This is a genomic window from Xylocopilactobacillus apicola (genome assembly GCF_033095985.1).
GTDB lineage: Bacteria > Bacillota > Bacilli > Lactobacillales > Lactobacillaceae > Xylocopilactobacillus > Xylocopilactobacillus apicola.
In genome coordinates, this window is record NZ_AP026802.1 from 1,494,915 (window position 1) to 1,508,265 (window position 13,351).

The following is a 13,351-nucleotide window of genomic DNA, read 5'->3' on the forward strand; positions in this document are numbered from 1 at the left end:
ACATCTGAGTTGAGTTCCTAATCATATTTTTTCTTCGGATAAATAAAGGAATTACCGACCCGATCCCAAAAGTGCATATGCCGGTATTTCACAAAATGAATCCTCTCTTTAGCAATTTGATACTTTAGACGAGTTACCCCAGTATCATGTAAGATCAAATTATCGACCGAAAGGTCAACGTCGGTGGGATCTAATAACTCGACTTCTACCCACTCGTCAGGCGAAATAACCATTGGTGAGCCAAGCGTTCGAAAAATACTATTATTCAAAGAAGCTATCTCAGTTACCTGCAAAGCTTTAACCGTGGGGTGAATAACTGCTCCACCTAAAGACTTATTATAAGCTGTTGAACCTGTAGGAGTCGAGATAGAAAGCCCATCGCCACGAAATTTTTCAAAGAAATCACCCTTAATCAAAACGTTACAAGTAAAAGTTGAAACCACTCGCCTTACTGTCGACTCATTTAAAGCATGATCGATCAAAAAAGGTTCCAGCGAATCCCCTTTGTAAGCCTCAACCCTTAAAATTGGATAACTGACATCTGCACATTGAGATTCACTCAAGGAATCAACCAATTCATCAAGTTCAAACTCCCGATAATCGGTGTAAAATCCTAAATGTCCGGTATGAACACCAATGAAACGTACTCGTTCAATTCGTGGCAAGTAATGACGAAATGCCGAGAGCATGGTCCCATCACCACCGACAGAAATTACAATCTCTGGATCTGATTCAGCTTCCACCACCGTAATATTTTTCTCTTTTAAAAGCTGTTTTAATTTTTCAACCACCAAAATAGTCGCCGGCTGAGTATTAGAGAAAATTGCTACTTTCATTTCTGTTCCCACCGATCAGTTTCCCGAATTTCTGAACGAATTTCAGACATTTCCTGATCCAATTCAAAAGTTACTTCCGCTGAACGTTCTAATCTTTTGGCAACATCTGGCGGAACTTGACCTTGATATTTGTAATTAAGGCTATGCTCAATTGTTGCCCAGAAATTCATTGACATCGTTCGAACCTGAATCTCTGCCAATATCTTTTTTGGACCATCAACTAACTCAACCATATACTCAACTACGATGTGATACGAACGGTATCCCGAAGCTTTATGATACTTCACATAATCTCTTTCTTCAACAATTGTCATATCAGATCGACGGCGAATTAACTCCACCACTTCATAAATATCTTCAACAAATTGAACTACAACTCTTAAGCCAGCAATATCCTGCATTTCTATTTCCAAATGCTCTTCATCGATGTGCCGGCGTTGCATTTTCTCCATTATTGAACTAACTGGTTTAACCCTTCCAGTCACGAATTCAATTGGCGACTCTTGTTCATATTGCAAGTACTGTTTTCTTAATTCGCGTAACTTAACTTTCATTTCTTCCACCGATACTGCGTAAGGGGTCAGAAATGCATCCCAATCTTTTTTCATAATAATTTACACTCAAATTTATAATAATGGAAACTGTTCTGATTTCAATGCTGGAACCTCTAAATTTAAAAATTTATATAGATTTACTGCCAGTTTGGAATGATAGATCGGTGCAAAACCGTCGGGTTCAAACAACTCATCTGGTAAATGCAAAAGATCATAGCCGTGTTCGTAACAAACACTTTGCAATTTACAGACTTGGCGCTCACGATAGGCCAAATTTTGTGCCAATTGTTTTTTGGTCATCACGACCGGAACTTTCTTAAGTTTTTTGTGAACTTTGCCAAAGTGGAAATTGAACAATTGATCAGCGGAGACATTTTCTTGGATCCAGTCAAAAGAGTTCCAGTCATATTTACGTATATGATGATAGATTTGAATTTTTCTCGTTTCTACTTCTAAAAATAATAAATAAAAGCCCAATCGCTGATTATACTGTAAAAACTTTAAAGCATTTTTGCCAAAACATTTACCTTTAAGATACGCTGGTCCCAAAAACCAAAGCGATTGCCAACCTTTACGCCGATAAAAATTATTTCGCTTTCGTAAAAGCCCGACTGAAAGTGGACTGCACTGAAATTCAATTGCTAAGCTCGGACAGACAAAAAGATCCACTCGGCGCTCTTCATCCGCTGTAATGACAATTTTTTCCTTTTCAATCTCAAAGCCATTTTCTTGCCAAACTATTCCTAAAAGATCCTTGCCTCGTTCGTGGATCTCCGATTCATTATTTGAAACAGCTTTAAACAAATGCCGAAAGTAAGGGCGAGTTTGACTACCGCAACAAATTTTTAAAGGCTTCTGACAATTTGGGCAAAAAAATTGTGATTTCTCTGCCAATAATTTCTTGGCCTGAGCATTTGAAACTAGATAAACTAGCTCATTTTTCGAATTTAAACCAACTAACAAAAAAACACCTCCTTCATATAAATTACGAAGAAGATGCTCAAAATGTTAAAAATATTTTTCTAAAGTTCGAAAAATATTACTTTTTATTAAAACTTTTCCATGTTCAGCCAATACTTCTGCTGAAATTTTGGTATAGTTGCCATACTCATTGACGTTAGTAATTAATCTTGTGAAATTATCACGATTAGAATCTTTTTTGTAAAGAGTGAAAATTACATAGTATTGATCGTCATAGACATAAAGTTTCGTCTTAACTTTGAATTTTAAAAAGTGGCCCAAATTAATCAAATCATCAATAGAATTAAATTTAGCAATATAAGTTAACGATTGGGAAGATAGCGCTTTAACATAACGATCTTCCCTATATCCATTGTTATCAAGCATGAAGTGACGATCATTATCAGTATTCATCCCCGATTGATCGAAATCATCTTCTAACAATTTTGAATCAAAATCAAATAAATCATCAATGTTAGATCCATTATTCCCATTGCGCTTGACTTTTTGACCAAAGTTCTGAGGTTTTTTACTAATTAATAATTCTAAACCTTCCTCATTCGGCATTACTTGAAAAGTGATCGTTTGGGTCCCAGAGAAGGTATGGTCAGTATCCACTTCCTCCAAAATACTGTAGAAAAATTTTTCAACTTGCATCTGATTGCCCAACAGATCTAAAATTGTTACTCCTCGTTCTTCAAGATCTTTATGAACAAGAAAAACCCGAATATTATCTTTATCAATATGATCTATTTCCATCAGAAATAGTTCCTCCGTATTAATTGTTACTTACACTTTTGAGCTAGCTTACATCAAGGAAAGCCAATCGTCAAATGATATTTTAGATAATTAAAATTGAATTTCGCTAACCTTTGAAGCCAGCACGACTTCTAGCTTAGGAGCAGCAAACTCAGCTTCTTGCAAAATTTGATCCAATGGAATTTCTTGTGGCAAATGACTCAAAACTAAAGTTTTTGCCTTGGCATCGAGAGCCAATTTTGCTGACTGAAGTGAAGTCATATGCCAAAGATCCCCTTCTTGACTACCCGCAAAATTAGTATCAGCAATCAAAACATCACTATTCATTGCAAAATCAGCCAACTCTTTAAAATAGCGAGTATCTGCGGTATAGGTCAAAACTTTTCCCGTTTCCACCTCTTTTAAACGAATGGCAAAAGCTGCAACTGGGTGAATTGTGCGGCAAAATGTGACTTCCAACGGTCCCAAGATCAACTTCTTCTTAGGATCATAAGCGATACCTTCAGTAAACGAACCAAAGGTTAGATTTTTAAAATTTCCTAGATCTTCTTGATGCCCATAAATTTTCAGCGGATCAGTTTTTTTAACTCCGCTTTTTAATTGGTAATAATACTGCAAAACTCCTATATCTGCGATATGATCTTGATGATAATGCGATAAAAGCACTGCATCAAGCTTCAAAGGATCCATTACTTTCTCTAAGGAAATTAAGGCCCCTGATCCACAATCTAAAAGTAGCCGATACCCGTCCCCTGCCGTAATTAGATACGAACTAGTCCCGTGATCATGATAAGGATAACCGCCGTAGTAGCCCAAAACTGTTAGTTTCATTGATTTTTAATCTAGTCTATTTCTCTTAACCTAAAATAAACCATTATTCCTTTCCCTCTTACTTCTCATAATAACATTATACGTTATTCTTTTTATTCAGAAACAGAAAAATTATTTAAGTAAACGATCCCAAATATGAATTTTACCCTCTTGTAAAGATTTCTGGACATCAATAATTTTTTGGTTGGAACTCCCCCGAAATTGAAGGGTTAAATCTTTTTTCTCTTCCACAAAGCGACCATCAACTAAAATATCAATTAACGATAAGAGCTCCTTTTTATCTGGGGTTCCTTGCTGCAGTTCTTCCCAGGTATAACCTGACCAAGACCAAATAGTTTTAGCATGTCCAAATTCTTTGCGAATTCTTTTGACAACTTTTAAACAGACCGAAGTGTTGAGAAATGGTTCACCACCTAGAAGAGTCAAACCATCAACATAGGAATTTGCAAGATCTTTAATAATCTGATCTTCTAATTCTTTAGTAAATGGATGACCATAGCGAAAATTTTGAGCTGCTAAATTGTAACAACCTGGACAAGCAAACAAGCACCCTGAAACATACAGCGAACAACGCACCCCTTCTCCATCAACAAAATTAAACGGTTTATAATCAGCAATCATCTCCTGTGAGAAGTCCTCAGATTTCCAAGAAATCGGATCATCTGGGTCATACTTTTTTTGCTTCATCTGGCGGCTAACGCTTTTTGGATCAAGCCGATAATTTTGAGCAGCCTTAGAGCCAATTCTAAACTCAATTCCTAGATCATCTTTCTCTTCTTCCGCCATAAAATTAGCTGTCTGCTCCCGTTAAGTGATCGTTTCCTAAACTCAGATGCTTAACCCGGTGCTTAATTTCTTCGTGTCGCCCGTGGACCATTGGTCGCTGGTTCGGATTACCCAAATACCCACAAGTCCTTTTAACTACGTCAACCGTTGCTGGATCAGTATTTCCGCACTCGGGGCACATAAATCCTCTTTCAGTTGCTTTAAAATCGCCTTTAAATCCACATTTAAAGCATTGATCAATTGGTGTATTAGTTCCAAGATATCCAACAAGGTCATACGCATAGTCCCAAACTGCTTCCAGTGCTTTGGGATTTTGCCGAAGATTTGGATATTCACAGTAGTGAATGAAGCCGCCGCTTGAATAATAAGGATAAACACTTTCAAAATCGAGTTTTTCAAACGGAGTTGGATTTTTGCGGACATCATAGTGAAAACTGTTTGTATAGTAATCTTTGTCAGTAATGTCTGGAATGCTGCCAAATTTTGCTTTATCTAAGCGGCAAAATGTATCCGTTAAAGATTCCGCTGGAGTGCCGTAAACTGAAAAATGATAGCCATATTTTTCTTCCCATTTTGAACACTGATCATAAAGATATTTCACAACGTCAACGCTAAATTCTTTAGCGGTCGGATTAACCTCCCAATCAGGCCCGTAAAACACTGTCCCGACCTCATACAAACCGATATAACCTAGAGAAACTGTTGCTCGACTGTTTTTAAATAATTCATCAACCCGTTCGCTTTTCTTCAAACGTTCACCAAACGCACCGTATTGGTAAAGAATTGGGGCATTTTGCACCGTTGCTTCTTTAGTCCGCTCTACTTTATAGACCAGGGCATCGCGACAAATTTCGACTCGTTCTTTAAGGATTTTCCAAAATTGATCCTGATCACCTTTTGACTCCAATGCAATTCGGGGAAGATTGATCGTTACGACCCCTAAATTCATTCGACCTGAATCAACCTCATTACCGTCTGAATCCTTCCAAGACTGCAAAAATGACCGACAACCCATTGGAGCCTTGAACGATCCAGTAATTTTTTTGATCATGTCATAAGAAACGACATCCGGGTACATTCTTTTAGTGGCGCACTCGATTGCCAGCTGTTTAAGATCATAATTCGGATCTTTTGGCTCAAGATTTAAACCGCGTTTTAACGTAAAAACCAATTTTGGAAAAATTGCGGTTCGGTGCTCAGTCCCGAGCCCATCAATTCTTACTTTCAAAATTGACTTTTGAATTTCGCGCTCCGCCCAACTTTTTCCTAAACCAAAACCCAAAGTAGTAAAAGGGGTTTGACCATTTGAAGAATACAAAGTATTGATTTCATACTCTAAACTTTGCATTGCATCATAAATATCTTTGCTGGTGCGCTCTTTAGCGTATTCTTCTCGCTTTTGAGGATCTTCTATCCATTTCTTGGCTTCAGCCACGTGTTTTTCAAAATTCTTCATCGCAAATGGTGCCAGCACTTCGTCAGTACGATCAGAAGAACATCCTCCATATTGACTTGAAGCAACATTGGCAATAATTTGAGCCATCTGAGCTGTTGCAACTTGAATTGAATGTGGCGTTTCAACTTCAGCATTACCAATTTTAAAACCGTGGTTAAGCATCTCTTTAAAATCGATCAAACAACAATTTGTCATCGGTTCATAAGGAGTGTAATCAAGATCATGCCAATGGATATCGCCTTTAAGATGAGCATTTGCTACTTGTGGCGGCAACATCTTAAGCCCAATTGCCTTAGCGACTGTCCCTGCAGTCAGATCCCGCTGAGTGTTAAATACATTACTATCTTTATTTGCATTCTCGTTAACTACCGTTGCATCCTTTGATAAAAGCTTCTTGATTGTAAAGTTAATATCAGTTGCTTGATTGCGAGCGAAGTCCTTTTCGGTTCGATACGAGATGTAAGATTTAGCTACATCATAAAGATGATGGGCCAAAAGAGTATGCTCTACGACATTTTGAATTTCATAAATTTTAACGTCATCTTTAAATCGGGCTAAAATTTCAGCTTCGACATCTTCGGTGACTTCGGTAATTTTCTGGTAGTCAAGTGGGCCAAGATCTGGATTAACGCTTTTTGCTGCTCTAATCACCGCTTGGGTAATCTTATCAAGATCAAAATCGACTCTTCGACCATCACGCTTGATAATCATAATTGGTAATTTTTCTGTAAAATCCTGTTTTTTTCTTTCTAATTCAAGCACTGATAACACCTCTTAAGTAATTCTTTTTGACATTTAATCTAGTAACTATCATACCAAAATATAGATGTTTTTTTTAAGCATTTTGAAGTATAACACCAGATCTAGAAGAAATAAAAAAAGAACATCGCGAGATCAACGTTCTTTTTTTCGAGTTTTTACCAGTAGTAGTCTTATAAAGATGTAAGATAAATTTTCTTCAATTTTAAAATATTCTCTTCGGATAAATTTAGTGCTTCATTTAAATAATTAGCAAAATTCCCGTAGAAGTGATCGATTGCTTTAAAAATTGCCGTAATACTATTAGCATAAACATTAGAAGAATTCATCTGATTAATGTAATCGGCCACGTCAGCATCAGTTATCACCTGATTTGAGCGATCAGAATAAACAATATTGGATAAAAGGTAGTCTTCTGTAATCGTTTGATCACTTAATCCAAGCAACTTTTCAATCAAAGCTGCTCCAATTCCAGTCCGATCTTGCCCCGCGGAGCAGTGAAACAACAAAGAACGATCTGGCTCTGAGTTTTCCAACATTAATTCAAACATCCGGCGATAGCTTGCTTGACTAAAGCGACTTAAAACTACATTTTGATAAATTCCTCCAATCCCCGAATCTGGCTCAAATTTTTGATTGGTTTCTAACGAATAGTCCTCAGAGCCATAAACTGGTACATGTTCATAAATCACTCCTGGCATTTTCGGGTCAGCAAAGTGGAGAATTTCAGAATCAGAACGAAAATCAACATCATATTTAAGACCATAGTCAAGCAGATCTCTTTGCCCCTTTGAAGTCAAGCCGCTTAAATCACCAGATCGCAAAATCTTATGGCTACGAATCTTAAACCCATCAACGGTATGATAATCGCCAAGTTCACGCAAATTGACACTTCCTGTAAAGTTTAAAAGTCTATTTACCATTAAGATTTGCCCCAACGTAATTAAAGAGATGGTTCGGAGAAAAAGTCACTCCTTTTAAATTTCTCCGGGTCAAATGAGCTTCAACTAATTGATAGATCGGCGCAACCTCTTGATTTTGAGATAAAATTTCTAACGCTTGACTCATTTGAGTAAAACGTTTATTTGGATCTGATTCCAGATTACTTTTTTCAATTAACTGATCATAGCGCGAGTTAGACGTATGACCGAAATTGTAAACATTATTAGTGGTTTGAACATTTAAAATTGCAACTGGATCTGGAAAATCAGCGGCCACCTGACTTGTCATCAAATCAAACTGCCCATTTTGCCCAAACTGCAGGCGTGTCTTATGAGGCACCGCTTGCAAATTTATCTTTAATCCCGGGAGTTTTTCTAACTGGCCTTGAAAATATTCCATCAATTTCTTATTACTGTCGTTATCTTCACCAAGCATCGTCCAAGTTACCTGGTCGATGCCCGTTTCCTTTTTGCCTTGCTCCCAAAGTTCTTTAGCCTTTGCCAAGTTATAAGTTGAATAACTAGCTGTTGACTGATCAATTGGTTTACTAAAATCATTTTTCGTGGCCGGATTATTTGCCAAGCCCAATGGGACCAAAACATGAACCGGAAATGACCCATCACCTAAAATATCTTTAGTTAGTTGCTTGCGATCAATTGCCAAACTCAAAGCCTTACGGATTGATTCATTTTTTAGTGCTGAATTTTTTCCTTGATTAAAAGTCAGATACATCGTTCTGGTCAATTCACGCGAGTTAAAGTTTGGATCACTTTTCTTTTGTTTAGCAATCTCCCCGCTTAAAATGATGTCATCAAGCTGATGATTACTAAAAAGATTTAATGCTGTGTTAGGATCTTTCACGACTACGTATTCAATTCGATCAAGGTAAACTTGTTTTTGATTCCAATATTTAGAATTTTTGACTAATGTCCAGCTATTACTCATCCCATTCCATTTAGTTAAAGAAAATGGTCCATTATAAACCGTTTTAGCAGCCGTTGTTCCATAAGCCTTCCCATATTTTTTAACAATTTTCTGATTTTGAGGAAAAAATGGCGTATTCGTCATCAAAGCCGTAAAATAGGGAATTTTTCGTTCCAATTCCACCGTAAAAGTATGATCATCGACTTTTTTTATTCCTAAAGCTGTCGGTTTAAGCCGACCTTTTCTAATAGCATCGGCATTTTTAATCCCCGAATAAAGGTATGCATATTGTGCTTTAGTTTTTGGATCAACGGTGCGTTGCCAGGCAAAAACAAAATTGTCAGCCGTTACGGGATCTCCATTGCTCCATAAAGCATTTTGTCGCAATTTGAAAGTATATTTAAGGCCGGATGCATCTGGTTCAACAATTTTCGTCGCCATCGCAGGCTCAATATTCTTACCGCGATAGCGGTACAGTCCTTCCATCACATTGTTGACAGCTTGCATACTATTTTGGTCAAAAAAATTAGAACTATCCATTGACTGAAGCATATCTCCTGCTCCAACCCGCCAAACTTGTGCATCTTTAGTCTTTGCTGTCTGTTTTTTACTTTCCTTTTTTTGGCATCCGGTTAAAAACAACATCAAAACAAGAAAACAAACAACCGTTCGCCAACATTTTCTTTTATCCACAACACACCTCCGATCTAAATAAAAAAACTAATTAATCATTAAACTGATTTTGTTCAACATCCTGAATAAATTGTGCTAAATGGTCATAATAATGCCGCGGATTATCTGTCATTCCGTGATGACCTGAATCCGGCGTCACTGAAAGGCGCGAATGCGGAATTTCTTTTGCCATTCTTTTGGCCACATCTACTGGCATCGTTTCATGATCAGAGAAAACCAGATAGGTTGGCATTTTCAAATCTTTCAACTTACCTCTAAGATCAAATTCCTTTAACTTTCCAGTCACTACAAACTCATTATCTCCTTGAAAAGCTCCATAAACATCAGTTGCCATCGTTTCAATCAAATGACTATAAGCCGGGATTTCTCGCCGATCGACAAACTGTGCATTTAACCGATCCACAATTTCTTGATACTTTGGATCATCCCAACGATGCTCCGTTTCAATCTTTTGCATGTACTCAAGATCTGCTTGGCTTAGCACTTCAGCTCGTTTTGCGTTGACGGCCGCCACGTACTCTTCAGTGTTATCAATCATCGAAGAGATAATCGCACCTTTTAAGTGCTGACCGTATTTAAGACCGTATAATTGAACAAGTGCGCCACCCCAACTTTGACCAATCAAATAAAAATGATCAAGTCCCAATTTTTGTCTCACTTCTTCAACCTCGTTGATATAGTAATCATAAGTCAGAATATCTTGATTTTTGGGATCGTTAAAATCAGGTTGATCCGAATAAAACGAGCCCAATTGATCATACATATGAACCTGGACGTTTAGCCCCCGTTTTGCAAGCTGTTTAGCTGTATCCTCCCAATATTCATGAGTTCCTCCTGGACCTCCGTGTAACGCTAAAAGGTGAATGTCTCCACTACCTTGTGTGTTAGTCCATAAGTGATATCCGTTATCTAAAGTAATAATTGTTGTACCATTTTTCATATTTCCACTTCCTTTTTCCTTATATTGATTATCTCTATTGTAAGCGCTAGTTTGGTTGAAGTAAAACTCAATTATTTCAATTTTAGTTGAAGGATCTTCATCAAGTCTAAAAAACTTGCAATTCTTTCTTAATAAACTTAGAATGATTCTAAGTTAAAAAGAGGGGAAGTTAGAACAATTAGTAATTTACAAAAATTTTGGATCGTTTTAGGTATTGGAGCCACAGCTTTAATTTTAACATTCGGCTTTAAAATGGCCATTTGGGCCAATATTTTAATTAGCATTGCTGGTGCAATCATTGCATTTTCGATGTTAATTGAAATGATTAAAGTTTTAAAAAGCGGAAATTTCGGAGTTGATCTTTTAGCGATCATCTCAGTTACTGCCACAATCATCGCTCAAGATTACTGGGCAGCACTAATCATCTTGATAATGTTGACTGGGGGCGATTCACTTGAAGATTTTGCCAGCAAAAAAGCAAGTGCAGATCTATCGATGCTTTTAGATAATTCACCGAAGGTTGCCCACATTATCACAGATAATACGATTAAAGATGTTGCAGCCGATGAAGTACCTGTTGGCTCAACCATCTTAATCAAACCTGGCGAAGTCGTCCCCGTCGACGGAATTATTAGCGAAGGAACAAGTAGTTTTGATGAATCCAGTATGACTGGAGAATCTCTTTTAATTAAACGTTCAATTGGTGACCATTTAATTTCAGGCGCGCTAAATACGGATCGGCCAGTGAATCTCAAAACCGAAAAATTAGCGCAAGATTCTCAGTACCAAACCTTGGTAAACTTAGTTAAAACAGCAAATTTAAAACCAGCTCGCTTTGTTAGATTAGCTGATCAATATGCTTTACCATTCACCATTATTTCGATTTTAATTGGGGTTATTGCCGCAATAATTGCAAAAGACCCGCACCGTTTCGTCCAAGTCGTCGTAGTTGCTTCACCCTGCCCTTTAATTTTGGCAGCACCTGTCGCAATTGTGTCAGGCATGAGTCGAGTAACTCGCCACGGAATTATTTTGAAAACTGGTACAGCACTAGAGAAGTTGGCAAAAGCCAAATCTGCTTATTTTGACAAAACTGGAACTCTCACCCAAGGTGAATTAGCTGTCAAAGACTTGGTTTCAACAAGCAATTTAACAAAGCCACAGTTAGTTCAACTATTTTATAACCTTGAGATTAATTCTAACCATGTGATGGGTAAAGCGATCACCAATTATGCTCAGAAAGAAAAAGCGACTGATTCATTAGAATTTACTGAAATTAAAGAAATCACCGGCCAAGGAATTGAAGCACACTATGGTGAGCAACTAGTAAAGATCGGGGCTCTTAATTTTGCTACAAAGAAAGAAAGTGAACTTGCTAAATATGCAGGCAAAAATCTCGAATATTCTCAAGTGTTCCTGTCAATCGATGAAATAGTTAAAGGCTACGTTTTGCTTGCTGACCAAATCCGACCCGAAGCACAGATTACCATTAAAGATCTGCAGCAAAATGGAATTAAAAATATTGCCATGATTACTGGAGACCACAAAGCTACCGCCCAAAAAATTTCTTCTGCACTTCAGATTAGTAAGGTTTATGCCGAATGTCGTCCACAAGATAAAATTCGCTTAATCGAAGATACTCCCAAAGATGAGCGGCCTTTAATTATGGTTGGCGACGGAGTCAATGATGCTCCTGCTATTGCTGCGGCTGACGTCGGTATTGCAATGGGCGCAACAGGAGCAAGTGCTGCCTCGCAAACTGCTGATGTTGTAATTGTAAAAAATGATCTACATACAATTCTAAATGCAATCGAAATCTCACGCTACACAATGAAAATAGCCCGTGAATCGGTAATGATTGGAATTGTAATCTGTATTGTCTTAGAGCTGATTTGTGCAACTGGGGTCGTTCCAGTCATCATCGGAGCACTTTTACAAGAAGTTGTCGATACCGCTTCAATTCTCTGGGCTTTAAGAGCAAGAGTCAGCAAAGAAAAGCTAAAAAAAGCTTCATTGGCTTCTTAAAAAGTTTACCGTTTGGTAAGCTTTTTTTCTTGGATATGGTAAAATAAAAACTAAGTCGATTAAATTATCACTTAGTGATCAATCCCACACTAGTTCATAACACAAAAATTGTTCCTAGTAGCAATTTGAGAGGGTTATAAAATGAAAAAAGAACCGAATTGCGTTTTTTGTCAGAAAAAATCAGCGGATTTTATTTTAGAAAATAATTTAGCAGCTGCTTTTTGGGATCTTCATCCCATTAATCCTGGACACTTACTGATCATCCCCAAAAATCATCGTTCTAATTATTTTAAACTGACCAGAGACGAATTAGAAGAAATCAATGAACTGATATTTGCAGCTAAGAAATTACTTGACGAAAAATATCAACCTGCAGGCTATAATTTGCTCTCTAATAATGGTCATTATGGTGGTCAATCAATTATGCATTGTCATATTCACGTCATCCCTCGTTACCCTAATGACGGATTATTTATGCCTAAACCAAGGAGAAAAAATTGAAAACTACTAGTACCTGCACTTTAAAGCAAGCCGAACAACTGATGAAAGAAATCCAAGCTTTTGACCATACTTTCCAGGGACCGTATCTAAGCATATTTTAAAGAATGTTTTGGCCGCAAAAGGTGATACATTTGTCGGATTTGCGATGCTTTACGCCGACGAAGAACCTAATAGTTCAGTAGAGATCTGCCTTAACGTTGCTCCAAAATTTCGATATCAAGGTATGTCCACTGAAATTTGGAACTAAATTTATTCAAAAGTTTCTCACAGTTCTCGAAAAACGCCAAGATCTTCCTTTTGTTCTGGCGGTTGATCAAAACAATTTCACAGCACCCACCATGTCTATCAAAAAATCGGATTTACTAATCACTCCATTAACCAAAAA

General features: G+C 37.4%; 13 protein-coding genes. 3 read left to right on the forward strand and 10 right to left on the reverse strand.

Translation table 11 applies throughout. The features are described 5' to 3' along the window. Window positions 1–17 precede the first annotated feature (17 nt). From R8495_RS07360 to R8495_RS07405, 10 genes are all read right to left on the reverse strand, one after another. Window positions 18–836, reverse strand: a complete 819-nt coding sequence (locus tag R8495_RS07360; RefSeq protein ID WP_317634830.1) for an NAD kinase — start codon at window positions 834–836, stop codon at window positions 18–20. Next, entirely contained in the window at window positions 833–1,444 is a 612-nt protein-coding gene (locus R8495_RS07365; protein WP_317634831.1) for a GTP pyrophosphokinase, read from the reverse strand. The genes R8495_RS07360 and R8495_RS07365 overlap by 4 nt, the downstream gene beginning before the upstream one ends. A gap of 18 nt (window positions 1,445–1,462) precedes the next feature. Further along, entirely contained in the window at window positions 1,463–2,353 is an 891-nt protein-coding gene (locus R8495_RS07370; RefSeq protein ID WP_317634832.1) for a competence protein CoiA, read from the reverse strand. Window positions 2,354–2,398: 45 nt separating this feature from the next. After that, window positions 2,399–3,109, reverse strand: a complete 711-nt coding sequence (locus R8495_RS07375) for an adaptor protein MecA (protein ID WP_317634833.1) — start codon at window positions 3,107–3,109, stop codon at window positions 2,399–2,401. Between the two features lie 90 nt (window positions 3,110–3,199). After that, window positions 3,200–3,940, reverse strand: a complete 741-nt coding sequence (locus tag R8495_RS07380; RefSeq protein WP_317634834.1) for an MBL fold metallo-hydrolase — start codon at window positions 3,938–3,940, stop codon at window positions 3,200–3,202. A gap of 111 nt (window positions 3,941–4,051) precedes the next feature. After that, window positions 4,052–4,627: an anaerobic ribonucleoside-triphosphate reductase activating protein gene (nrdG, locus tag R8495_RS07385; protein WP_425613271.1), complete on the reverse strand. Its 576-nt coding sequence runs from the start codon at window positions 4,625–4,627 to the stop codon at window positions 4,052–4,054. A 103-nt stretch (window positions 4,628–4,730) separates the two neighbouring features. Further along, the gene (nrdD, locus tag R8495_RS07390; RefSeq protein ID WP_317636613.1) at window positions 4,731–6,893 is read right to left on the reverse strand and encodes an anaerobic ribonucleoside-triphosphate reductase; all 2,163 of its coding nucleotides are present in this window, start codon (window positions 6,891–6,893) and stop codon (window positions 4,731–4,733) included. 221 nt (window positions 6,894–7,114) lie between these two features. Further along, window positions 7,115–7,864: a tyrosine-protein phosphatase gene (locus R8495_RS07395; RefSeq protein ID WP_317634836.1), complete on the reverse strand. Its 750-nt coding sequence runs from the start codon at window positions 7,862–7,864 to the stop codon at window positions 7,115–7,117. Beyond that, on the reverse strand, window positions 7,854–9,500 hold the full coding sequence (locus R8495_RS07400) for a peptide ABC transporter substrate-binding protein (RefSeq protein WP_317634837.1): 1,647 nt from the start codon (window positions 9,498–9,500) through the stop codon (window positions 7,854–7,856). The genes R8495_RS07395 and R8495_RS07400 overlap by 11 nt, the downstream gene beginning before the upstream one ends. Window positions 9,501–9,531: 31 nt before the next feature. Continuing rightward, complete coding sequence (locus tag R8495_RS07405) at window positions 9,532–10,440, reverse strand: proline iminopeptidase-family hydrolase (RefSeq protein WP_317634838.1); 909 nt, start codon at window positions 10,438–10,440, stop codon at window positions 9,532–9,534. A gap of 252 nt (window positions 10,441–10,692) precedes the next feature. Between R8495_RS07405 and R8495_RS07410 the strand changes: the two genes are divergently transcribed. The 3 genes from R8495_RS07410 (at window position 10,693) to R8495_RS07420 (ending at window position 13,213) form a co-directional block, all read left to right on the forward strand. Next, a complete protein-coding gene (locus R8495_RS07410; RefSeq protein WP_317634839.1) occupies window positions 10,693–12,465 on the forward strand; it encodes a heavy metal translocating P-type ATPase in 1,773 nt (590 codons plus the stop codon). Window positions 12,466–12,606: 141 nt separating this feature from the next. Then, on the forward strand, window positions 12,607–12,966 hold the full coding sequence (locus R8495_RS07415) for an HIT family protein (protein WP_317634840.1): 360 nt from the start codon (window positions 12,607–12,609) through the stop codon (window positions 12,964–12,966). A gap of 109 nt (window positions 12,967–13,075) precedes the next feature. Next, window positions 13,076–13,213 (forward strand): GNAT family N-acetyltransferase, encoded by a 138-nt coding sequence (locus tag R8495_RS07420; protein WP_317634841.1) that lies wholly within the window; start codon window positions 13,076–13,078, stop codon window positions 13,211–13,213. The last annotated feature ends 138 nt before the right edge of the window (window positions 13,214–13,351 follow it).

What these genes read in the sequence shown, in the direction of transcription:
- R8495_RS07360 (WP_317634830.1), bottom strand. Translation starts at nt 836, where the DNA reads ATGAAAGTAGCAATTTTCTCTAATACTCAGCCGGCGACTATTTTGGTG.
- R8495_RS07365 (WP_317634831.1), bottom strand. Translation starts at nt 1,444, where the DNA reads ATGAAAAAAGATTGGGATGCATTTCTGACCCCTTACGCAGTATCGGTG.
- R8495_RS07375 (WP_317634833.1), bottom strand. Translation starts at nt 3,109, where the DNA reads ATGGAAATAGATCATATTGATAAAGATAATATTCGGGTTTTTCTTGTT.
- R8495_RS07380 (WP_317634834.1), bottom strand. Translation starts at nt 3,940, where the DNA reads ATGAAACTAACAGTTTTGGGCTACTACGGCGGTTATCCTTATCATGAT.
- nrdG (WP_425613271.1), bottom strand. Translation starts at nt 4,627, where the DNA reads ATGAAGCAAAAAAAGTATGACCCAGATGATCCGATTTCTTGGAAATCT.
- nrdD (WP_317636613.1), bottom strand. Translation starts at nt 6,893, where the DNA reads ATGATTATCAAGCGTGATGGTCGAAGAGTCGATTTTGATCTTGATAAG.
- R8495_RS07395 (WP_317634836.1), bottom strand. Translation starts at nt 7,864, where the DNA reads ATGGTAAATAGACTTTTAAACTTTACAGGAAGTGTCAATTTGCGTGAA.
- R8495_RS07405 (WP_317634838.1), bottom strand. Translation starts at nt 10,440, where the DNA reads ATGAAAAATGGTACAACAATTATTACTTTAGATAACGGATATCACTTA.
- R8495_RS07410 (WP_317634839.1), top strand. Translation starts at nt 10,693, where the DNA reads ATGGCCATTTGGGCCAATATTTTAATTAGCATTGCTGGTGCAATCATT.
- R8495_RS07415 (WP_317634840.1), top strand. Translation starts at nt 12,607, where the DNA reads ATGAAAAAAGAACCGAATTGCGTTTTTTGTCAGAAAAAATCAGCGGAT.